This is a genomic window from Segatella sinensis (assembly GCF_040095255.1).
Taxonomy (GTDB): domain Bacteria; phylum Bacteroidota; class Bacteroidia; order Bacteroidales; family Bacteroidaceae; genus Prevotella; species Prevotella sinensis.
In genome coordinates this window covers 1-22,173 of sequence record NZ_JBBNGE010000053.1, presented here as the reverse complement: position 1 = coordinate 22,173, position 22,173 = coordinate 1, and the positions used below count along the sequence as shown (strand labels likewise).

At 45.9% G+C, this 22,173-nt stretch carries 20 protein-coding genes; 16 read left to right on the top strand and 4 right to left on the bottom strand.

Annotation, left to right across the window (positions count from 1 at the left end; translation table 11 throughout):
* Positions 1-247: 247 nt before the first annotated feature.
* A complete protein-coding gene (locus AAAT87_RS12590; protein ID WP_295023261.1) occupies positions 248-1,261 on the bottom strand; it encodes a GGGtGRT protein in 1,014 nt (337 codons plus the stop codon).
* A 15-nt stretch (positions 1,262-1,276) separates the two neighbouring features.
* Complete coding sequence (locus AAAT87_RS12585; RefSeq protein ID WP_006849036.1) at positions 1,277-1,978, bottom strand: iron-sulfur cluster assembly scaffold protein; 702 nt, start codon at positions 1,976-1,978, stop codon at positions 1,277-1,279.
* Positions 1,979-2,219: 241 nt separating this feature from the next.
* On the opposite strand from AAAT87_RS12585, the gene AAAT87_RS12580 reads away from it, so the two are divergent.
* The 14 genes from AAAT87_RS12580 (at position 2,220) to AAAT87_RS12515 (ending at position 16,879) form a co-directional block, all read left to right on the top strand.
* Positions 2,220-2,723, top strand: a complete 504-nt coding sequence (locus AAAT87_RS12580; RefSeq protein WP_118311087.1) for a DMP19 family protein — start codon at positions 2,220-2,222, stop codon at positions 2,721-2,723.
* Positions 2,724-2,741: 18 nt separating this feature from the next.
* Positions 2,742-3,221 (top strand): SsrA-binding protein SmpB, encoded by a 480-nt coding sequence (gene smpB / locus AAAT87_RS12575; protein WP_089543360.1) that lies wholly within the window; start codon positions 2,742-2,744, stop codon positions 3,219-3,221.
* Between the two features lie 125 nt (positions 3,222-3,346).
* Complete coding sequence (metH, locus tag AAAT87_RS12570) at positions 3,347-6,151, top strand: methionine synthase (protein ID WP_349226595.1); 2,805 nt, start codon at positions 3,347-3,349, stop codon at positions 6,149-6,151.
* Between the two features lie 33 nt (positions 6,152-6,184).
* Positions 6,185-6,805, top strand: coding sequence for an HAD family hydrolase (locus tag AAAT87_RS12565; RefSeq protein WP_218420196.1), 621 nt, complete (start codon positions 6,185-6,187; stop codon positions 6,803-6,805).
* A 108-nt stretch (positions 6,806-6,913) separates the two neighbouring features.
* Positions 6,914-7,774, top strand: a complete 861-nt coding sequence (map, locus tag AAAT87_RS12560) for a type I methionyl aminopeptidase (RefSeq protein WP_295023266.1) — start codon at positions 6,914-6,916, stop codon at positions 7,772-7,774.
* Positions 7,775-7,801: 27 nt separating this feature from the next.
* Positions 7,802-8,836, top strand: a complete 1,035-nt coding sequence (gene tsaD / locus AAAT87_RS12555; protein ID WP_089543356.1) for a tRNA (adenosine(37)-N6)-threonylcarbamoyltransferase complex transferase subunit TsaD — start codon at positions 7,802-7,804, stop codon at positions 8,834-8,836.
* 12 nt (positions 8,837-8,848) lie between these two features.
* Entirely contained in the window at positions 8,849-9,361 is a 513-nt protein-coding gene (locus AAAT87_RS12550) for a CinA family protein (protein WP_089543355.1), read from the top strand.
* A 147-nt stretch (positions 9,362-9,508) separates the two neighbouring features.
* Positions 9,509-9,772, top strand: coding sequence for a 50S ribosomal protein L28 (rpmB, locus tag AAAT87_RS12545; RefSeq protein ID WP_006849044.1), 264 nt, complete (start codon positions 9,509-9,511; stop codon positions 9,770-9,772).
* Between the two features lie 5 nt (positions 9,773-9,777).
* Positions 9,778-9,966 carry a 50S ribosomal protein L33 gene (rpmG, locus tag AAAT87_RS12540; protein WP_006849045.1) on the top strand — a complete coding sequence of 63 codons (189 nt, stop codon included), beginning with the start codon at positions 9,778-9,780 and terminating at the stop codon, positions 9,964-9,966.
* 45 nt (positions 9,967-10,011) lie between these two features.
* Positions 10,012-10,170, top strand: a complete 159-nt coding sequence (locus AAAT87_RS12535; RefSeq protein WP_006849046.1) for a DUF4295 domain-containing protein — start codon at positions 10,012-10,014, stop codon at positions 10,168-10,170.
* Positions 10,171-10,433: 263 nt separating this feature from the next.
* Positions 10,434-11,351: a homoserine O-acetyltransferase MetA gene (metA, locus tag AAAT87_RS12530; RefSeq protein ID WP_089543354.1), complete on the top strand. Its 918-nt coding sequence runs from the start codon at positions 10,434-10,436 to the stop codon at positions 11,349-11,351.
* Positions 11,352-11,427: 76 nt separating this feature from the next.
* Positions 11,428-13,422 carry a peptidase U32 family protein gene (locus AAAT87_RS12525; RefSeq protein WP_349226596.1) on the top strand — a complete coding sequence of 665 codons (1,995 nt, stop codon included), beginning with the start codon at positions 11,428-11,430 and terminating at the stop codon, positions 13,420-13,422.
* Between the two features lie 33 nt (positions 13,423-13,455).
* Positions 13,456-14,385 (top strand): zinc ribbon domain-containing protein, encoded by a 930-nt coding sequence (locus AAAT87_RS12520; RefSeq protein WP_349226594.1) that lies wholly within the window; start codon positions 13,456-13,458, stop codon positions 14,383-14,385.
* 76 nt (positions 14,386-14,461) lie between these two features.
* Positions 14,462-16,879 carry a TonB-dependent receptor gene (locus AAAT87_RS12515; RefSeq protein WP_349226593.1) on the top strand — a complete coding sequence of 806 codons (2,418 nt, stop codon included), beginning with the start codon at positions 14,462-14,464 and terminating at the stop codon, positions 16,877-16,879.
* Between the two features lie 6 nt (positions 16,880-16,885).
* Here AAAT87_RS12515 and AAAT87_RS12510 read toward each other — a convergent pair whose 3' ends face one another.
* The gene (locus tag AAAT87_RS12510) at positions 16,886-17,512 is read right to left on the bottom strand and encodes a phosphoribosyltransferase (RefSeq protein WP_295023272.1); all 627 of its coding nucleotides are present in this window, start codon (positions 17,510-17,512) and stop codon (positions 16,886-16,888) included.
* A 254-nt stretch (positions 17,513-17,766) separates the two neighbouring features.
* On the opposite strand from AAAT87_RS12510, the gene AAAT87_RS12505 reads away from it, so the two are divergent.
* Positions 17,767-18,663 carry a YitT family protein gene (locus AAAT87_RS12505; RefSeq protein WP_296971404.1) on the top strand — a complete coding sequence of 299 codons (897 nt, stop codon included), beginning with the start codon at positions 17,767-17,769 and terminating at the stop codon, positions 18,661-18,663.
* 110 nt (positions 18,664-18,773) lie between these two features.
* Here the strand turns inward: AAAT87_RS12505 and AAAT87_RS12500 are convergent, their stop codons facing one another.
* A complete protein-coding gene (locus AAAT87_RS12500; protein ID WP_295023276.1) occupies positions 18,774-20,762 on the bottom strand; it encodes a fructose-1,6-bisphosphatase in 1,989 nt (662 codons plus the stop codon).
* Positions 20,763-21,061: 299 nt separating this feature from the next.
* Between AAAT87_RS12500 and galE the strand changes: the two genes are divergently transcribed.
* Positions 21,062-22,144 carry a UDP-glucose 4-epimerase GalE gene (galE, locus tag AAAT87_RS12495; RefSeq protein ID WP_349226592.1) on the top strand — a complete coding sequence of 361 codons (1,083 nt, stop codon included), beginning with the start codon at positions 21,062-21,064 and terminating at the stop codon, positions 22,142-22,144.
* The last annotated feature ends 29 nt before the right edge of the window (positions 22,145-22,173 follow it).

The window sequence follows — 22,173 nt, the reverse complement described above, 5'->3', positions numbered from 1 at the left end:
GATTGCTATGTTTCACTCAGAATGACCACACTGGTCAGACTGGATTCAAAATATGCTCCTTTTTAAAGTGGGGTCAAGTATAAAGATTAGAAAGTAGAATTTTTCTTACATAATATTGGGCTGTTGCATGTAACTCAAATAAGGACTTGATATTCTTCCATATCGTTTGTATGAATATGAAAATCCCTGTAACTTATAGCAAGTTACAGGGATCATTTATACTTATTGTTTTGTTATCTCAAAGAAATTACTTCTTGTTGATAGCGAGGTCGATAGCTACAGCGATAGCTACTGTAGCACCTACCATAGGGTTGTTACCCATACCGAGGAAGCCCATCATCTCTACGTGAGCAGGAACTGAAGAAGAACCTGCGAACTGAGCGTCTGAGTGCATACGACCCATTGTATCAGTCATACCGTAAGAAGCAGGACCTGCAGCCATGTTATCTGGGTGCAATGTACGACCTGTACCACCACCAGAAGCTACTGAGAAGTATGGCTTACCAGCAGCCACACGCTCCTTCTTGTATGTACCAGCTACTGGGTGCTGGAAACGTGTAGGGTTTGTAGAGTTACCAGTGATAGATACGTCTACATCCTCGCTCCAGTTGATAGCAACACCCTCGCGAACGTCGTCAGCGCCGTAGCAGTTAACCTTAGCACGTGGACCGTCGCTGTAAGCGATGCGGTTAACAACCTTCAACTCACCTGTGTAGTAATCAAACTTTGTCTGAACGTATGTGAAACCGTTGATGCGGCTGATGATCTGAGCAGCATCCTTACCAAGACCGTTCAAGATAACGCGCAATGGGTTCTTGCGAACCTTGTTAGCCATCTCTGCAATCTTGATAGCACCCTCAGCAGCAGCGAAAGACTCGTGACCAGCCAAGAAAGCGAAGCACTGAGTCTCCTCACGGAGCAAACGAGCAGCCAAGTTACCGTGACCGAGACCAACCTTACGGTCGTCAGCTACAGAACCAGGGATGCAGAAAGCCTGCAAACCGATACCGATAGCCTCAGCTGCATCAGCAGCAGTCTTAACACCTTTCTTGATAGCGATAGCAGCACCAGCTACATACGCCCACTTAGCGTTCTCGAAGCAGATACGCTGAGTATCTTCACACATCTGATAAGGGTCAACACCTGCGTCCTCGCAGATTTGATTAGCCTCTTCCAAGCTCTGAATACCGTTAGCATTAAGAGCAGCAAGAACCTGCTTCTCGCGACGTTCCTGACTTTCGTAACTTACTTTTCTAATCATATCTGTATCTCCTTATTATTCTTTACGTGGATCAATAGCTTTAACAACACCCTGCTCAGCAGTCGTACGACCGTAGCTACCTGTGAACTTCTTGACAGCCTCGTTAGCGTCCATACCGTTCTTGATAGCTTCCATCATCTTGCCGAGGTGAACATACTCGTAACCACAAACCTGGCTGTCCTTGTCGAGGAACTGCTTTGTGATGTAACCCTCTGTCAACTCGAGGTAACGTGTACCCTTAGCTACAGTACCATAGAGAGTACCTGTCTGTGAACGAAGACCCTTACCCAAGTCCTCAAGACCTGCACCGATAACGAGACCGCCCTCAGAGAAAGCGCTCTGGCTACGACCGTAAACAATCTGGAGGAAGAGCTCGCGCATAGCTGTATTGATAGCATCGCAAACGAGGTCAGTGTTCAAAGCCTCAAGAATAGTCTTGCCTGGGAGAATCTCAGAAGCCATAGCAGCTGAGTGAGTCATACCAGTACAACCGATAGTCTCAACAAGAGCTTCCTGGATAACGCCTTCCTTGATGTTCAAAGAGAGCTTGCAAGCACCCTGCTGAGGAGCACACCAACCCACACCGTGAGTATAACCAGAGATGTCTTTGATCTCTTTTGCCTGAATCCATTTTCCCTCTTCAGGAATTGGAGCTGGTCCGTGGTTAGGACCCTTAGCGACAACGCACATGTTGTCTACTTCTTTAGAATAGATCATATTCGCTAAATTTTATATTAATGAATATATATAAGTATAAATCCTTATAGTAATTTCACTTTGTTTGCTGAAACATCTGTCTTACGACATGATTTCCGACCACAAAAGTACAAAAAATATCTGTAAAATACCCAAAAAAGAGTATTCTTTTTAACTCTTTAACCTAATATTTAGATTTTTTCTTGGGTTTGTCCCTATTTTAATGTATCTTTGCAAACTGAAAATAGCAATTTTGAAGATTATGATTGAAGTTAAGATACAGGACGCCGTGCTTCAGCAGGCAGCGGAGGCAGGCATGGATGAATTTGTGAAGGCTTTCGTGGATGCAATCCGCGAGGCGATTGGTGGCGAACTCACTGCTGAGACCATGGCTGAGCTCAATAGCGACCAGATTACGCTCCTGGCGTGGGATACCCTGCACGAGGAGATGATGGATGGCGGTATGATTCAGCTCATCCATAACGGCTATGGTGCCTTCCTCTGGAAAAATCCTACCGACAAGGCGTTCCGTAACTGGGGGCTTGTGGAGCTTTCAAAGCTTATCAAGAAAAGTCATTTCCTCTATAAGAGTCATCATGAAGACATCGAGGGGGATATGAGCGACGAGGACTTCATGGCGCTTTATGAGAAATTCCCTGAATTTGATGATTTCGATGATGAATTCGTGGAGAACGAAGAGGAATGGACCAGCAAGGTGGCTTTCTATATTGATGAGCATATCGAAAACTTCGTCACTATTATATAATATTAAGGTATTAGGATTATGAACAAGAAAGATCAGGAACTCCGTAAGAAGAGTCCGATACAGATACGCAACAAGAAGGCATCGTTCGAGTACTTCTTCGTTGATACTTACACCGCTGGTATCGTACTTACCGGTACCGAGATCAAGTCGATCCGTGGCGGTAAGGCATCCCTGGTAGATTGCTACTGCGATTTCTATCAGGGTGAACTTTGGGTAAAGGGTATGAATATCTCGCCTTATTTCTATGGCTCTTTTTCCAATCATGAGGCTCGCCGCGACCGCAAGCTCCTTCTCACCAAGCGCGAATTGCGCCGTTTGGAAGAGGATAGCAAGCAGCCGGGCTTTACCATCGTGCCTACACTTGTCTTCATTGACGACAATGGACGTGCCAAGGTGGATATCGCCCTCTGCAAGGGTAAGAAGGAGTATGACAAGCGTCAGACCCTGAAGGAGAAAGAGGATAGAAGAGAGATGGATAGAGCCATTAAGCACTTTTAAGACTTTGAACGTTGAGATTTGAACGTTGAACTTTATGAAATGCATCTTTTAATGATGTTAGTCATTTCGGGCGGTTCTTTTCTCGATGTTTAAATACTCTTAATTATTTAAGTTTTTAGGATAATATGACAAATCATAAAGTTCAAAGTTCAAAGTTCAAAGCTCAATGTGAAAAGAAGATTCTGATTCTGGATGGTGCCATGGGTACTGAGATTCAGAAGTATAATCTTACAGAAGAAGACTTCAGAGGCGATCGCTTCCGCGATGTGCCGGGAATGATGAAGGGCAACAACGATATGCTCAACATCACTCGCCCTGATGTTATCTCTGATATTTACCGACGTTACCTGGAGGCGGGTGCCGACATCATTACGGCGAACACCTTCTCGTGTCAGCGCATCTCGCAGGCTGATTATCACCTGGAAGACTGTGCTAGGGAGATGGCTTTCGAAGGCGCCCGCTTGGCGCGTATCGAATGTGATAAGTTTTCTACACCCGATAAACCACGTTTCGTAGCAGGAGATGTGGGACCTACCAATAAAACTTGTTCCATGAGTCCGGACGTCAGTGATCCTGCCGCCCGAGAGATTACGTATGATGAACTTTTCACCGATGTCTGCGAACAGGTGGATGGTCTCATCGAAGGTGGTGCTGATGTCATCCTCATCGAGACCATCTTCGATACGCTCAACTGCAAGGCTATGATTGATGCTGCCATCACCATGATGAAGAAGCATGGGGTGGAGGTGCCTATTATGATTAGTCTTACGGTGAGTGATCTGGCTGGCAGAACTCTGAGCGGTCAGACCGTGGATGCTTTCCTGGCTTCGCTCTCTCCTTATCCTATTTTCTCGGTTGGTATGAACTGTGCCTTCGGTGCTCCTCAGATGAAACCGTTCATCGAGCATCTGGCAAAGGTTGCACCTTATTATATTAGTGCCCATCCTAATGCAGGATTGCCTAACGAGATGGGACAATATGACGAGACGGCAGAGTCGATGGCTCCCCAGATTGCCGAGTTTATCGATGAGGGTATCGTCAATATCATCGGTGGCTGCTGTGGAACCAGTCCTGAATTCATCGCCCATTATGCCAGAAGTGCTGAGGGAAAGAAACCGCATCAGGTGGTGGAGAAGCCTAAGTATATGTGGCTCTCTGGTTTGGACTTGCTGCAGGTGGATGACTCCGTTCATCTGCCGGTGGACGCCAGCAGGTTCGTGAACGTGGGTGAGCGCTGTAACGTGGCTGGTAGCAGGAAGTTCCTGCGTTTGATTAATGAAAAAGGTTATGAGGAAGCCATCGGTATCGCACGCAAGCAGGTGGCTGACGGAGCTGCCGTGGTAGACGTCAATATGGACGACGGACTGCTGGATGCCAAGGCAGAAATGGTGAACTTCCTCAATATGATAGCGGCAGAACCAGAGATTGCCAAGGTGCCTGTGATGATAGACTCCTCGAAGTGGGATGTGATTCTTGCCGGACTGAAGTGCTGTCAGGGTAAGTGTATCGTGAATTCCATCTCCCTGAAGGAGGGTGAAGAAGTTTTCCTCTCTCATGCACGTGATGTGATGCGCTATGGTGCCGCCGTCGTGGTGATGTGCTTCGATGAAGTGGGACAGGCCACTACCTATGAGCGACGTATCGAGATTGCCGAGCGTGCCTATCATCTCCTGGTAGATAAACTGGGGATGAATCCGCTCGATATCATCTTCGACCCGAATGTGCTTGCCATCGCTACGGGTATGGAGGAGCATGATAATTATGCCGTGGAATTCATCCGTGCCACCGAGTGGATTCATCAGAATCTGCCTGGAGCACATGTCAGTGGTGGAGTCAGCAACCTCTCGTTCTCGTTCCGCGGCAATTCGTATATCCGCGAAGCGATTCATTGTGTATTCCTGCATCATGCCCAGAAGGTGGGTATGGACTTTGGTATCGTAAATGCCAAGGCAAGAATGGATTATAATAAAATTCCTAAAGAACAGCTCGAACTCATCGAGGATGTGGTATTGAACAGAAGAAAGGGTGCTGCCGATGATCTCATCGAACTGGCTGCCGAAATCAAGGCGAAGGCTGATGCGGCAAAGGCTGCAGCCAAGGCAGGCGGTGCGCCTGCTCCGAAGCCTGCTGCACCAGAGTGGCGTAAGCAGGCTGTGGAGGAAAGATTGAAGTATGCCCTGCAGAAGGGTATCACCGAGTTCCTGCAACCTGATATAGATGAGGCATTGCAGAAGTATCCGCATGCCGTGAACGTCATCGAGGGACCGCTGATGGATGGTATGAACCTGGTGGGTGAGCTCTTCGGTAAGGGCGAAATGTTCTTGCCGCAGGTGGTGAAGACGGCACGAACCATGAAGGCTGCCGTTTCCATCCTCCAGCCTCATATCGAAGCAGAGAAGCAGGGTGGAAGTACCTCTGCCGGAAAGATTCTGATGGCGACCGTAAAGGGAGATGTGCATGATATCGGTAAGAATATCGTGTGTGTGGTGATGTCGTGCAACAACTATGATATCATTGACCTGGGCGTGATGGTACCTGCCGAGCAGATTGTGAAAAAGGCGATAGAAGAGAAGGTGGATGCCATCGGCTTGAGCGGCTTGATTACTCCATCACTGGAAGAGATGGTTCACACTGCCCAGGAGATGCAGAAGGCAGGCTTGCGTATCCCGATCATGGTGGGAGGCGCTACCACGAGCGAATTGCATGTGGCATTGAAGATCGCACCGGTGTATGATGGACCGGTTATCTGGGTGAAGGATGCTTCGTTGAATGCCGGTATCTGTGCCCGATTCCTCAATGAGACAGAATGCCCTAAGTTTGTAGCTGAACTTGATGAGCGATACGAACGCTTGCGCAATGAGTATCACGAACAGCAGGCGAAGATTGCCTCGCTGGAAGAAGCCAGAAAAAACAAATTAGATTTGTTTTAAACGGATAAAAAAGGTATTAGTAAATAGGATAATATGATCAAAACAGTTATTTTTGATATGGGTGGTGTCGTGATCACCCTCGACGAGAATGAGGCAGGCAAACGCTTTGTTGAGTTAGGTATGAAGGAGTTTGCCGAGAAGATGGATCCTTATAAGCAGTCGGGCTTGAATGGCGATCTGGAAGAAGGAAAGCTTTCCGAGGAGGAGTATCGCCGTCAGGTAAGCGAGAAGGTGGGTCGAGAGGTGAGCTTTGAGGAGCTGCAGCATTGCTGGCTGGGCTATATGAAGGAGGTGCCTGCCCGCAAGTTGATGACCATCAGAAATCTCAAGAAGCAGGGATATCGCGTGGTCTTGCTCAGCAATACCAATCCATACGTATCGGCTTGGACGGATAGTGCGGATTTCTCTGGCGACGGTCACCCTATCGGTGATTATTTCGATGCCATGTATCGCAGCTATGAGGTGAAATATATGAAGCCGGACGAGAATTTCTTCCGTTACGTGATGGCTCAGGAAAAGGCGTTGCCGGAGGAATGTCTCTTTATTGATGACGGCGCCCGTAACTGCTGTGCGGCTTCTGAGGTAGGGCTCTTTACCTATTGTCCGCAGAACGGAGAAGACTGGTGCGATAAAATCTACGATTATTTGAAGTAATGATTTATGGTGATTATTTACAGTCCAACTGCAAATAATTGCCATTTTATTTTGCATTCTGCAAGAAATAATGTACTTTTGCAGTCGCAAATATTAAATAATTAGACAATGGTTAAGAAGAAAAGATGGCATTGTCTGCCTGGTCAGCCTGTTACAGAGCTCGACAAGCAGGTGATGTTTTGGGAAAATAAGGGTAAGCTCGTGCCTACCCGCAACTTGATTAAGACTCCAGAACAAATAGAAGGCATCCGCAAGAGTGGTGTTGTAAATACAGGCTGTCTCGATGCTGTTGCCGAGATGATCCGTCCGGGTATCAATACTCAGCAGATCGATGACCTCTGTATGCAGTATTGCAAGGATCATAATGCGATTCCTGCCTGCCTCAACTATGAGGGCTACCCTAAGAGCGTATGTACATCCATCAATGAAGTGGTATGTCATGGTATTCCTAAGGAAGAGGATGTTCTCGAAGAGGGTGACATTGTCAATGTGGATATGACTACCATCGTGGATGGTTACTATGCAGATGCCAGCCGTATGTTCATCGTTGGCGGCAAGACAACTCCGGAAAAGGAGCAGTTGGTTCGTGTTGCCAAGGAGTGTCTTGAGATAGGTATGGAGGCGGCTAAGCCTTACTCTTTTGTGGGCGATATCGGTCATGCCATCGAAAAGCATTGCAAGAAGTATGGTTATGGTGTTGTCCGTGACCTCTGTGGTCATGGAGTAGGCTGTCAGTTCCATGAAGAGCCTGAGGTTCTTCATTATGGTCATAGAGGAACTGGTATGTTGCTCGTGCCTGGTATGGTGTTTACTATCGAGCCAATGATCAATATGGGAACCTGGCAGGTGTTCATCGATGCCGATGATCCATACGGATGGGAGGTAATTACCGGTGACGAAAAGCCATCTGCTCAGTGGGAGCATACACTCGTGATGACTGAGACGGGTGTGGAGATTCTTACACATTAATATATATGGGCTTAGCCCTTAGTAATTATGGAAGAAAAAAAGGATATATATATATTAGGTATAGAGAGCAGCTGCGACGATACCTCAGCCGCAGTGCTCAAGAATGGAGTGCTGCTGAGTAACGTGACTGCTTCTCAGGAAGTGCACCGTGCCTATGGTGGCGTGGTGCCTGAGCTCGCTTCCCGAGCTCATCAGCAGAATGTGGTGCCTGTGGTAGATCAGGCTATCGCCCGTGCGGGCATCAGAAAGGAAGATCTGTCAGCCGTTGCCTTCACCCGTGGACCGGGCTTGATGGGTTCTCTGCTCGTGGGTGTGAGTTTTGCCAAGGGCTTTGCCCGTTCGCTCAACATCCCGATGATTGATGTCAATCACTTGCAGGGTCATGTGATGGCTCATTTCATCAAGGAAAGCGATGATGACCAGAGTGCACCTCCATTCCCATTTATCTGTCTTCTTGTGAGCGGTGGAAACTCGCAGATAGTGAAGGTGAATGCCTACAACGATATGGAGGTTCTCGGTCAGACTATCGATGATGCTGCCGGTGAGGCGATAGATAAGTGTGCCAAGGTGTTGGAGTGGGGCTACCCAGGTGGTCCTGTTGTAGATAAGTATGCCCGCCAGGGTAATCCGAAGGCTTTCAGCTTTGCTGAGCCACACATCCCTGGACTGAACTATAGCTTCTCTGGCTTCAAGACCAGTTTCCTCTACAGTTTGCGCAAGTGGGTAGCTGCTGATCCGGATTTTGTGGAGAAGAACAAGTTTGACTTGGCTGCGAGCATCGAGTTCACCATCGTGGATATCCTGATGAAGAAATTGCGTATGGCAGTGAAACAGACAGGAATCAAGCATGTGGCTGTGGCTGGTGGTGTGAGTGCCAACAATGGTCTCCGCAATGCCTTCCGTGATCATGCCAAGCGTTTTGGCTGGACCATCTACATACCAAAGTTCAGCTATACCACAGACAATGCGGCTATGATTGGTTGTGTAGGTACATTCAAGTATCGTGATGGCGATTTTGCCACCATCGATCTGCCTGCATATAGTAAAGTAACATTTAAGTAAACAGGAATTCTTATGGAATTTGAAACAAAGATATTAAGCAAGGGCATCCAGGAGATGCTCTACAATAGTGACAAGACAGTGGGCACAGCCGAGAGCTGCACAGGCGGTCGTATCGCCGAAGCGCTTATCTCTGTGCCAGGTGCCAGCAATTACTTCAAGGGCGGTGTGGTAAGTTACACCAATGAGGTAAAAGAGAATCTTCTCGGAGTGAGCCATGAGCTTCTGGAGGAGAAGACTGCCTTCTGCGAGGAAGTAGCTAAGGAGATGGTGCTTGGTGCCATCAAAGCCCTGAATGTAGATTTCGCGATTTCGGCAACAGGTGTATCGGGACCTACAGGTGGTACTCCATCTGCGCCAGTGGGTACAATCTTCGTAGGATTTGGTAGCAAGGATGATGTTCGTGTGGTGAAACTCACGGAGGATTTCGGTCGCGATATCAATCTTGCAATTGCCACAAATACAGCGCTTAAGGGTATGCTCGATTTCCTGAAAGAACATGCTGAAGATTTGAAAAAAGAGGCATAAAATGCTAATTTAGAACCATAAAGTATTAATAATCCTTAAAAGACAGCGTTCTTTTAGGGATTATTTTGTTATTACCGAATTATTTTGTAATTTTGCACTCTGTTTGGAATAGGTATCAATTAACGAATTACAAAATTAAAGATAGAAATGTCTAAAATTTGTCAAATTACAGGTAAGAAGGCACAGTTAGGTTGCAATGTGTCTCACTCAAAGCACCGTACAAAGAGAAGCTTTGACGTTAACCTCTTCAGCAAGAAATTCTACTATGTAGAAGAGGGTTGCTGGATCAGCCTCAAGATCAGTGCTGCTGGTCTTCGTCTTATTAACAAGGTAGGTCTCGATGCTGCTTTGAATCAGGCAGTAAAGAAGGGCTACGTAGATTGGAAGGACATTAAAGTTATAGGAGAATAAATATCATGGCAAAGAAAGCAAAAGGTAATAGAGTACAAGTTATCCTCGAGTGCACTGAGCATAAGAACAGTGGTATGCCAGGTACAAGCCGTTACGTGACTACAAAGAATCGTAAGAACACTCCTGAGCGTCTTGAGTTGATGAAGTACAACCCAATCCTTAAGAAGATGACTCTTCACAAGGAGATTAAGTAAGCTCGCTTACAAGTTTATAAACAATTTTATCAATTTTAATAGACTATGGCAAAGAAAGCGGTCGCTACCCTCCACGAAGGTAACATGGATGGTCGCGCATACACAAAGGTTATCAAGATGGTTAAGAGCCCTAAGACTGGTGCTTACGTTTTCGATGAGAAGATGGTACCAAACGAGGCTGTTAAGGATTTCTTCAAGGACTAATCTGGTTGCATAGGCATTCAGACTAGCGTTCTCTTGGAGACTCGCATAAATACAATAAGGTCGCAATACTCTTATCAAAGGGTATGCGGCCTTTTTTGTTTTTATTACAGAAGATATTTTTCCTATATGAGTTTATTTTTCTTTCTTTTTTCTTTTGATATTTCAAAATAAAAACGTAACTTTGCACGGAATAAGTAAATTGTCCGCTTTTGCAGAAAAGGGGATATATATAATGTTTTTAAAGAAGAAAGGAACAAGATAAGATGCCGTTAAGATTACCGGATAAACTTCCAGCTATTGAGCTGCTGAAGCATGAGAATATTTTCGTGATGGATGAGAGTCGTGCACATAATCAGGAAATCAGACCGCTGAAGATTTGTGTGCTCAACCTGATGCCGCTTAAGATCACGACAGAAACTGATTTGGTGAGATTGCTCTCCAATACGCCTCTGCAGTTGGAGGTTTACTTCATGAAGTTGAAGAGCCATACTCCAAAGAATACGCCGATAGAACACATGATGATGTTCTATAAGGACTTTGCAGAACTGTCAAAGCAGAAGTTTGACGGTATGATAGTGACGGGTGCTCCTATAGAGACGATGGAATATGAGGAGGTGGAGTATTGGCCGGAAATCCAGGAGATATTCAATTGGGCACGTACCCACGTTACCTCTACGCTGTATATCTGCTGGGGCGCGCAGGCTGGACTCTATCACTTTTATGGTGTTCCAAAATATCAGCTTGATAAAAAGAAGTTTGGTATCTTTCCTCAGAAACCGCTTGATCCGTCACTCCCTATCTTCCGTGGTTTTGATGACATCTTCAATATGCCACACAGTCGCCATACAGAGGTGCGCAGGGAAGACATCGAAAAAGTGCCGGGACTGGATATTATCGCAGAATCTGCAGAGAGTGGCGTGAGTATCGTAATGGCGAGGGGTGGACGCGAATTCTTCGTGACAGGTCATCTGGAATATGCGCCTAACACGCTCGATAAGGAGTATAAAAGAGACATGGGCAAGCGAGACGACGTAGAATTGCCTGAGAACTATTACTTCCATGACGATCCGAATGAGGCACCTTTGGTAACATGGCGTGCCCATGCCAACCTGTTCTACAGTAACTGGATCAACTATTACGTTTATCAGGAAACTCCTTATAACATTGAGGATATTCAATAAAATTGGAGTCGTAAAAAGAACTAAGATAGGTTAGGAAATGAATGATATTGAAGCAAAGAAGAAAAAAGAAATACACTTGACGGAGCTAGAGCTTCTTGCCCCAGCCAAGAATCTGGAGTGTGGTATCGCTGCTATCGATCATGGTGCCGATGCGGTGTATATAGGTGCTCCACGTTTTGGAGCCCGCGCTGCTGCTGCCAACTCGCTGGAGGATATTAAGAAACTCTGTGATTATGCCCATCAGTTTCGTGCCAAGGTTCACGTGACGGTGAATACCATCATCTATGAAAATGAGATGGAGGATACGCTGAAGATGATTGCCGAGTTGGACCGTATTGGAGTGGATGCACTCCTGTTGCAGGATATGGGTGTTCTCTGGGATGTAAGAGCCAATCAACTATGGCATCGCGAGTTGCATTCCAGCACGCAGTGTGATGCACGTTCTGCAGACAAGGTTGCCTGGCTGTCAACACTTGGATTCGATAGAGTGGTCCTTGCCCGTGAACTTTCTCTTGATGAAATCAGGGAAATCCACAGGAAAAATCCTTCTACGCAGTTGGAGGTCTTTGTACATGGTGCGCTTTGTGTTAGTTATTCGGGTGTATGCTATGCTTCGGAAAAATGTTTCGGCCGTTCTGCAAACCGTGGTGAGTGTGCTCAGTTCTGCAGAATGAAATTCAATCTCATAGATTCCAATGAGAAGGAAATAGAGCATGAGCGTCATCTGTTGTCTTTGAAGGATCTCTGCCAGATAGATCATCTGCAGGAACTTGCTGATGCGGGTGCAACTTCTTTCAAGATTGAAGGACGCTTGAAGGATGTAAACTATGTGAAGAATGTTGTAGCTGCCTATAGTCGGAAACTAGATGAGATTGTTGCTGCCAATCCGGATAAGTATTGTAGAGCATCATTTGGTCGTGCTATCCATACGTTCCAGCCTAACTTGAAAAAGACATTCAACAGAGGATTTACCAACTATTTCCTCAATGGGCGACAGCCGGACATCGCTTCTTTTGATACACCGAAGGCGATGGGCGAGTATGTTGGTAAGGTCAAGGAGATAAGAGGCAATGTTTCCTTCAACGTGGCGACAGTGGCAAGCTTTGCCAATGGTGATGGTCTCTGCTTTATCAACGACGAGAAAGAGCTGGAGGGATTCCGCGTAAACCGTGTGGAAGGTAACCGTCTCTATCCGCTTCGTATGCCGGAGCATCTGCGCCCAGGCATGGCTCTCTATCGTAATAATGACCAGGCTTTCGAGAATATTCTATCAAAGAAAACTGCGAGCCGCAAGATACCTCTCCACATCAGAGTTACGCCTCAGTATTCAGAATGCGGTGCTCTTCAGCAGGTGTTGATTGAGATTGGTGCTTCGGTTAATGTTCCTCAATTAGACGCAATGACTACAGAAGGCTTCTTGGAGAAGCATCTCTTTTACAAGATTGACGAGTATTCTTATGACTTTGAAGCACCGTTGGAATTGGCAAGGCGTCCGCAGGGTGATAACATCAGACAGCAGTTGAGCAAGATGGGTAATACGATATTTAAGTGTGATGAAGTTGTTCTTGCGGGAGATCTTGAGAATTATTTCATTCCAAATAGTGTATTGTCTGAGATTCGTAGAGATTTGATCGAGACGGCGACAGAAGGAATTCAGAATATTGTAGATAGATCCTTGGTGAAAGGCGTGGTGGAAGAAATATTCTCTGCACCTTATCAGCTGAATCAGGCTGGTGAGCACGAGTTGAACCCGGAGAAGTTTGTATGGCAGCCTACCTATGGCAAATGGCCATATCTCTATAATATCGCAAATTGCAGTGCTGAGCATTTCTACAAGACGCATGGTATGAAGCATATTGAACCTGCATTTGAGGTTGAGCAACCTAAGGGAGAATCCCTCATCATGCAGTGCCGCCATTGCATCCGTTACTCTTTGGGCTATTGTGTAAAACGAGGAGGCAAGAAGCCGCAATGGAAGGAGCCTCTGTTCCTGGAGTTGGGCGATGGCAGAAGATTCCGATTGGAATTCAACTGTGCAGAGTGCCAGATGAATGTCTATAGCACAAAATAAAAACCAAACGGGTTTTGCAACCCAAAATGAAGAATGAGAATAAAACTGATGATAAAAATGATGGTATGTATGTTGGGCATCTGTTTGATGCTCAACAGCTGCTATCATCGTCATAACTCCCATCAGCAGCATGCAGCCATGCTGGAGTACAGTGACCGGCAGTTGGATTCTATCTCATTCTCTACCACCCACCATTACACCAACAAATATAACTTTATGGTGTTTAAGGATTCTATCCATTTGATGCGACAGCAACCAGAAGAATTGGTGAGTGGTCTTTCGGTAGATTCATTCTCTGTCAAAAAGAACCAGCTTCTGGTTGTGACAGATATCCGTATGGTGCCACAAGACAGCATAGACTCTGTATGGGTGCAGCTTGCCACTGAAGATAACAGGTTTGGATGGAGTAGGGAATCGAGATTGCTTCCTCAGGTAGTACCGGATGATCCTATCTCAGAATTCATCATGACTTTCAGCAATGTCCACCTGCTCATATTCCTGGTGGTCATCGTAGTCATCACTTTGGCTTATCTGGTAAGAAAGGTATTTCATAGCAATGCCAAGATTGTGCATTTCAATGATATTGATTCGCCGTATCCTCTTGCTCTTGTGCTTCTGGTATCCATCTCGGCAGCCTTTTATGCCTGGATTCAGACTTTTGAACCAGAGATGTGGCGACAGTTCTATTTCCATCCGTCATTGAATCCTTTTGCGGTACCTAAGATGTTGGGAGTATTTCTTGCCTTGGTATGGAGTATTCTCATTGTGGGACTGGCATGTGTCGATGAAGTTTATCATCGTCTTCCGTTTGGTGAAGCCCTGTTGTATCTGGGCGGTCTGGCAGGTGTATGTGCACTCGATTATATCATTTTCAGTGTTTCCACCTTATATTATATAGGCTACATCCTGCTGGTGGCATACATTTGGTTTGCCGTCAAGTCCTATCGCAGGAGGAATTCCTAATAAATAAGGATTTTGGGTGTCAGGAAAAAGCTGTACCTTTGCACCCGTTATGAAAAAGGATATAATAAATAAGAAAATGATTGCATTGGCGCTGGCTTCCTCTGTTGCGCCAATCTCTTTGTGGGCTGGCACAAGCAATGTCCTGTCCCTTGTTAATGAAAGAGTAGATAACACGAATTTCAAAGTATTCACCGATAGCAGTAAGGTGTTTGATATCGACGAGGTGGTTGTGGTTTCACAACCTAAAGAGGCATTCCGCCTTCGCCAGCAGTCACTCAGCAGTACTTCTGTCGGTGGATTTCAGATACAGAAACTAGGCACCCGCGATTTGCGAGAGCTTTCTAGTTATATCCCTAATTTTGTAATGCCTAACTATGGCAGCCGTCTTTCCAGTGCTATGTATGTGCGTGGCATTGGCAGTAGGGTGAACAGTCCTGCGGTAGGTATCTATCTGGATGGCATCCCGGTGATGAGCAAGTCTGCCTTCAATCTTCATCATTATCAGACTTCCCGTATTGATATCCTGCGTGGTCCTCAGGCAACTCTCTATGGCCAGAACACAGAGGGCGGACTGGTGCGTATCTATTCCCGCAATCCGTTTGAGTATGAGGGTACTGATTTGAAGTTGAGTTATGGTTCCCGATATTATCGCAATGTAGAGCTGGCTCATTATCATCGTATCAATGACCATCTGGCGTTTACGGTAGCAGCCTTCAATGATGCACAGAAGGGATTCTTCAGAAATACGAATACCGGCAACAGAGCCGACAAGTATGATGAGGCTGGAGGAAAGATTGTGCTGAAGGCAAAGCTCAACAGAGGATGGAACGTAGATATTCTCGCCAACTATCAGTATGTTGACCAGAATGGTTTCCCTTATGGCAAGCTGGATTTGGAGACAGGCAAGGCTGCGCTTCCTTCCACCACCTTCGACGGAACCTATTTGCGTCATTCCTTTATCTCGGGTGTTACCGTGAATCATATAGGAACTGATTATAGCTTTGCTTCTACCACAAGCTATCAGTATCTGAAGGATAAGATGAATATGGATTCGGATTATCTTCCTGCCGATTATATGAGCATCCTGCAGGAGCAGCTCCAGAACTCGCTTACCCAGGAATTTACCTTGAAGAGTAATCGCGCTGTGGGCGGTTTCTGGAATTGGACCGCCGGTGGCTTCTTCTCTTATCAGTGGCTGAAGACCAATGGACCGGTCTTCTTCAATGAGGATATGACCCAGCCTATCGGCAATGCTATCCAGAAGCAGATGTATAATGCGATGGTCAATATGATGGCACAGAGAATGATGGCACAGGGTATGCCGGAAAAGGCTGCCAAGGCTGCAGCTGCCAAGGCTATAGAGAAGGCTGGAGGCGTATCCATGAAGGTGAATATGGGTGCACCGGGATTGTATCATACACCCCAGTGGAACCTGGGATTCTTTCATGAGAGCAACTTCAATATCACCGATCGCCTTACTGCCACCTTGGGCTTGCGCTATGACTTGATGCATACTGCCATCCATTATGATGCCAGTGCCTATATGCAGATGACTGCCAATGTAATGGGAAAGTTGGCTACCAATGTCTTGGATTCTTCGCAGGATCACGAGGTGAGTGACGATTATGGCCAGCTTTTACCGAAATTCGGACTTAATCTGAAGATTGATGAGCTGGGCAGTAATGTGTATGCTACTGTAAGCAAGGGCTATCGTGCAGGTGGATATAATATCCAGATGTTCAGCGATGTGCTACAGACCGAACTGAATGCCAATCGTAATCAGGCAATGCGTGGGGATTATCATGTAACGCATACCGAGGAGGATTACCAGCGTATTGACAAGACCATCGCCTACAAGCCGGAGACTTCCTGGAATTATGAGGCTGGTGCTCATCTGAATCTCTTCGATCACATGCTGCATTTTGACTTGAGTGCTTTCTATATGAAGGTGACCAACCAGCAGCTCTCTGTCATGGCGGGCAATTATGGCTTCGGACGTATGATGGTGAATGCCGGAAAGAGTCACAGTTGTGGTATTGAAGCAGCTTTGAGAGGACAGCTTTTCGATGGAAAATTTGATTGGGCAATGAGTTATGGTTATACTCGCAGCAAGTTTGATAAGTATGTGGATGGAGAAGGCGAGGATGCCGTGGACTATAAGGGCAAATACGTTCCTTACGTGCCACAGCATACAATGGCTGCGATGGCAGACTATCGTCTCACCGACTGGTTGACCCTCGGTGCAAACGTGAATGTACAAGGCAAGACCTATTGGGACAATGCAAATACTTACTCCCAAAAGCTGTATGCGGTTTTGGGAGCACATGTTGATTTGAATTTCAAGGCTTTCAATGTAAGTTTCTGGGGTAGAAATCTCACAGACACCAATTATAATACCTTTGCGGTAGATAATTCAGCTACAGGTACGAAAGAATATTTTGCCCAGCGAGGCAATCCTTTCCAATGTGGTGTGGATGTGAGATTCCATTTCTAGTAATCGCTATTCGTTATTGTCGTATCCGTCTGGGATTTTCTTTCCCAGGGCGAGTGCGGCAATAACTTTAGCCCCTGATTTTTCTAGTTTTTCAGCAAATCGAACAATTGATCCTCCTGATGCAATAATGTCATCGAAGAGGATCACTTGTTTTCTCTGGAAGAAAGTTTCGTCTATATGAAGTGTATCCACTTCATCTCCATCCTCATCTTTTGTAGTTGTGAAACTGAATGCGTTGTAGGCATTCTGCATACCTGTTGCCGCACATACCTGTTCGCTGAACTTGCGGAATCTGCGCTCAGTATGCTTTCGGGTTGAGGCTGGTAGGCAGACCAGAGTGAGTTGTGAAAGGGTAGGGAGTGAGTTTGTGGCTCCCTCTTTTTCAGAGAATACCGCTTTTAGGAAAGAAGACACCAAGTCGATGGCCTTATCGACAGCTTGCTGGTGGTCTATCTCGGTAGTGAGTTCCGAGTTACCCTTGAAGTTGACGATGAGGTCGCGCTTTTCCCATTCTTCTGCTGAAAGCTCGAAGGTGCCGAATGCGCTGAAAGCAGCGTAATCTACTAGCCAATTGTAGTGAAGGCCATTGCTGAGGCAAGGCCATGATGCGATGTTAATGCTTTTTTCTGCCATAGACAAGATGTTTATAATCGTTCTTCTTTATACTATTCTTGAATAGATATTGCTTCCGTTGTCTTTATAGATCAGTACAAAAGTATGAATATTTTTTGAAATGTCGGCATAAAATAGCTTTTTTTTTCATTTTAGACTATTTTTTAGCAGATTCTACTTTGATTTTAACAAGATTTCTAGTAACTTTGCACCCCGAAACCTGTTGGGCTTCACGTTTATGGTATGAATAATCATGATTTTTAAAAAAACAACAAATGACGAGAAAAACAAAAATGCATGAGTTGCGCGACTACATCATTATCGGTCTGGCAATGATAGAAGGTAGTATCGGACTCAATTTATTCCTCCTCCCTAATCATATCACGATGGGTGGAGTAGGCGGTATCGCCTCTATCTTCTGCTGGGGATTTGGCATTCCTGCCTCGGTCACTTATCTGGCGCTCAACGTATTTTTGCTGTTGATTGCATTCCGTATCCTGGGTTGGAAATTCTGTGCCAAGACGATTTATGGTGTAGCTATCTTTACTGCGGTGACTCGCTTCATAGAGATTCATACGGTAGGTATGACTCCTTTGCTTCACGATCAGCCTTTTATGGCGACAGTCATCGGTGCCTTCTTTATGGGAAGCAGTGCTGGATTGGGTCTTGGATGTAATGGTTCTACCGGAGGCAGTGATACGGTGGCTGCAATGATCAATAAGTACTATAACATTTCTCTGGGACATGCCATCATGGTTTGCGACTTGCTCATCATTACCAGTTCTTATCTTGTGCTTCGCTCCTGGGAAATGGTAATTTATGGTTATGTGTGCCTGTTCGTCGTGTCGCTTACAGTTGATCATGTTGTCAACGCCATGCGCCGCTCGGTACAGTTCTTTATCATTTCTGACAAGTATCTGGAGCTGAGTGCTGCCATCAATACGACCGCCGAACGTGGATGTACGGTAATGGATGGTCATGGTTGCTATAGCGGCAAGGATGTTCACATGCTCTTTGTGCTGGCTAGACAGAGAGAATCGCAGAAGATATTCCGCCTGATTGATGAGATCGATCCTACAGCATTTGTGAGTCAGAGTTCTGTAATCGGTGTGTATGGTGAGGGATTTGATAGATTTAAGGTGAGCAAGAAGATTTCCTTGTCTAAAAGATAAGTTTTAAAGTATTCTGATGAAAGTTATGTTCGCAAGTATGGATTTGAGATTCTCATACTTGCGAACATTATTTTTGGGGCAGGTACTTGCTGATACCATCCTGTTTGTCTTTACTTCTTTCTTTCTGTTTCCTTGATGTAGCCGTGTCGGTAAGCATAGAGAAGTTCCTGGAGATCTTCTATCTGCTTGCGTAAATCCTGACCGATATCTGTATCTGCTACGAGCATTCTTCGATTGCTCATTTCTACAATCTGGGTGGTACTCTTGATGTCGGTACCGCGTGTGATGGCATCCTCGGCACTTGTGAAAGGTTCGTGCTGTACGAGCTGGAAACCGCGAGAGTGATAAACCAGGGTATAACCTGCTATACCCGTCTCGTTATGGTAAGCTTTGGAGAAACCACCATCAATCACCATCAGCTTTCCGTTTGCCTTGATAGGATTCTCTCCCTTTAGGGTTCTTACCGGAACGTGCCCGTTGATGATATGGCGATTCTCGCCCTTCAGTCCGAAGGCATCCATGATATGGTCTATCACCTTCTCGTCGTCACGCAGCTTGAAGTAGTAGCCCTTTTCCTCTTTGTGGGTCTCCTTGTCGGCGATAAAATATCGCTCGAAGGTTGCCATCTTGCTCTTATCGAAGAGTGGACTGTCTGGACCACACCAGAGATAGAGGAAGTAATCGATGGCATACTGTTTCTCGTCTGGGTCGGAATCCTGCTGGAATGCCGTGCGAATCTGCATTCCGGTATGATGCATCAGTTCCTTGCCGCTATACTTTTCTCCAGGACAAATCTCTACCTCTTTCAATGTTCCGTCTTCGTTGAGTGGACAGGAAGCATGGAAGAGCAGGTTGTTGTTGAAGATGGCATACATGCAGCCATGCTGCAGCATGGTTCTGATATGCTTGTGCAGTTTCTCGCATACCATAAATGAATGGTGCAGCTTCTGCATCAGGATTTCTTCTTCCTCGCTGAGCTTGTTCGGATTCTCCGGGTCGATGGTAGGAAAGTGGCATGTGGACATTTCGTATTCCTTGCCATCAATCTCTACGGTTCCCTTTTCGTAGTTTACGTACTCAAAGAGCCGTCTGCCATCCATTTTCCATTCTGGATGCTTGGCAATGAGCTGACCTTCTATCTTGAATTGTATCACGGCAATAGCCTTGTGCATCAGAGATGTGAGTCGCTTGGTCTTGTCATCCATAGCGGCTGCACCACCCGTCATCTTTGGCTGGAATTCTTCGCAAGGATCATTGCCGTAGGTATCCATCGCAAAGGTTGCCAATGGAATGAGGTTGATGCCGTAACCCTCCTCCAGGGTGGCGAGGTTGGCATAGCGCAGCGACAGTCGGATGACATTGCAGATACAGGCATCATTACCGGCAGCGGCTCCCATCCAGAGTACGTCGTGGTTGCCCCATTGAATATCCCAGCTATGATAGTGGCGCATCTTGTCGAGAATGATGTGTGCTCCTGGTCCGCGATCGTATATGTCGCCGAGTATATGAAGCTGGTCGATGGCGAGTCTTTGTATCACATTGGCAATGGCTACAATGAAATCGTCAGCACGTCCTGTAGAGATGATGGTATCTACGATGACATTCACGTATGCAGCCTTGTCGTGATCTTCCGTATGCTCGTGCAAAAGCTCCTGTATGATGTAGGAGAAATCGCATGGCAGTGATTTGCGCACCTTGGAACGGGTGTACTTGCTTGACACATCACGGCAAACCGCCACCAGCTGGTGAAGGGTGATATGATACCAGTCGTTGATATCTGCTTCCCTTTGCTTTACCTGCTCCAGTTTCTGTTCCGGATAGTAAATCAGGGTGCAAAGTTCACGCTTGTCCTGTTCACGCAGGGTATTGCCGAAGAGTTCGTTCACCTTACGCTTGATATTGCCTGATGCATTTTTCAGTACGTGCAGAAAAGCCTCATACTCGCCGTGAATATCGGCGAGGAAATGCTCTGTGCCTTTCGGCAGATTGAGAATAGCTTGCAGATTGATAATCTCCGTGCTAGCCTCAGCTATGGATGGAAACGACTGTGCGAGTAACTGCAGGTACCGCATGTCGTGATTGATATCATACTGTTTCATATTCGTAATCCTTAATGTTTGCGTCATTGTTTGCGTCAATAATTGATAAATCTAATGTTAACTGCAGAAACACACCATTTCTGTTGATAAGTTATATTTCTGATGCAAAGTTACAGCTTATTCTTGAAAATAAAAAATCTTTCGGCATATTTTTTCGGAAATATTTTGTAGTTTCACATTTTTGCATTACTTTTGCAAACGTGTAGGATGATAAGTCCGGTATCGGAATCGATTTCTGCCGGGCATCAATCCTCTTCATATAAATAAAGATGATATCAATTATTCAATAGACTAGCAATATGAAACAAACAATTTTGGTAACTGGCGGCACTGGTTTTATCGGTAGCCACACAACAGTAGAGTTGCAGCAGGCAGGCTACAACGTAGTAATCGTAGATGACCTTTCAAACTCAAAGATTGAGGTTCTTGATGGTATCGAGAAGATTACGGGTATTCGTCCAGCTTTCGAGCAGGTTGATCTTCGTGACAAGGCAGCTACAGAGGCTGTTTTCCAGAAGTATCCTGCTATCGAGGGTATCATTCACTTTGCTGCCAGCAAGGCTGTAGGTGAGAGTGTACAGAAGCCTTTGTTGTACTACCGCAACAACCTGGTTTCGCTCATCAATCTGCTTGAGCTGATGCCAAAATATAATGTAAAGGGTATTATCTTCTCTTCTTCCTGCACCGTTTACGGTCAGCCTAAGCCAGAGAACTTGCCTGTAACTGAGGAGGCTCCTCATCAGAAGGCTACTTCTCCTTATGGTAATACCAAGGAGGTGAACGAGCAGATCATCGCAGACTATATCCATAGCGGTGCTAACATCAAGAGCATCGTCTTGAGATACTTCAACCCAATCGGTGCTCATCCATCTGCAGAGATTGGTGAGTTGCCAAATGGTGTGCCAAACAACCTGATTCCTTACGTAACTCAGACTGCTATGGGTATTCGCAAGGAACTTACCATCTTCGGTAACGATTATGATACTCCTGATGGAACCTGCATCCGCGACTATATCTATGTAGTTGACTTGGCTAAGGCTCACGTTTGCGCTATGGCTCGTGTACTCGACAAGGAGACAGAACCAATTGAGTACTTCAATATTGGTACAGGTAAGGGTAACTCTACTCTCGAAATCGTAGAGACTTTCGAGAAGGCTACTGGCGTGAAGTTGAACTGGAAGTACGGTCCACGTCGTGAGGGCGATATCGAGAAGATCTGGGGCGATTGCACCAAGGCTAACGAAGTATTGGGCTGGAAGGCTGAGGCTAAGCTTGAAGATGTCTTGGCTTCTGCCTGGAAGTGGCAGCAGAAGCTCCGTGCCGACGGAATTATGGTAACTACTCAGCACCCCTATAGAAGTAACTACTCAGCACCCCTATAGAAAACTTCTCGTTAATAAAGCATAAACTT